Source organism: Rhodococcus sp. ENV425, from assembly GCF_002887785.1.
Lineage (GTDB): Bacteria > Actinomycetota > Actinomycetes > Mycobacteriales > Mycobacteriaceae > Rhodococcus > Rhodococcus aetherivorans.
Genome location: NZ_PCZU01000278.1, coordinates 313 through 1,022, shown reverse-complemented (window position 1 = coordinate 1,022; position 710 = coordinate 313). Strand labels below are relative to the sequence as shown.

The 710-nt window shown below is 78.0% G+C and carries 1 pseudogene; it reads left to right on the top strand.

The features are described 5' to 3' along the window. Positions 1–48 precede the first annotated feature (48 nt). Positions 49–710, top strand: a pseudogene (locus CQZ88_RS26245) (hypothetical protein); the annotation flags it as partial.

The window sequence follows — 710 nt, the reverse complement described above, 5'->3', positions numbered from 1 at the left end:
GGCCGCGCAGGTCGAACACCTGCGGGCCTACGCCGAGGGGCGCTGACGATGCCGGCGGCGACAGTGCGGTTGGACGAGCCGGTCGCGGGTCTCGCGGCGTTGTGCGCGGGCGCCCTCGCCGGCTTCGCCGTAGCGGTGGACGGGGTGGCGCTCCCCGCCGCGACGGGCAGCGCCACCGGGCCGATCGTGTTCGCGGTGGCGGCGGTGCTGGCGGTCGCGGGCCTGCAACGCTCGGGGTCGCGCCGTACGGCGTGGTTGCTGGCGGCCGGCTGCACGGTGGTGCTGGGGACGGTGCGGTTCGCGGTACCTGCCGCCGACCCCGACACCCTCACCGTGCTGCCCCTGATCAGTGCGGGAGCCGCCGGGATCCTGCTCGGGGCGGCGGTCGCCGCGGCGTGGGGCGAACCGATCGGGCAGTGGGCGGTGGTCGTCGGGGCGTGGGCGGTGTTCCTGCTCGCCGGCCCGATGGGGACGTCCCTGCAGTCGTCGGCGCTGCCGTCGCCGCTGCAGTGGCCGCTCGCCGTCGCAGCCGGGGCCGTGGTGCTCGCCGCATTCGTCGCGGGGGCCGGGGCCCGGGTGCAGCGGCCGGAGGCGCGGCTGCCGATCGTCGCGGTCGGGGCGACGGCGGCGCTGACCGTCGGCATGCACGTGCTCGCCGGCTGGGTGGGCGAGCAGGCCACCTCGGCTGCGGCGTGGATGTGGCTGGCCGC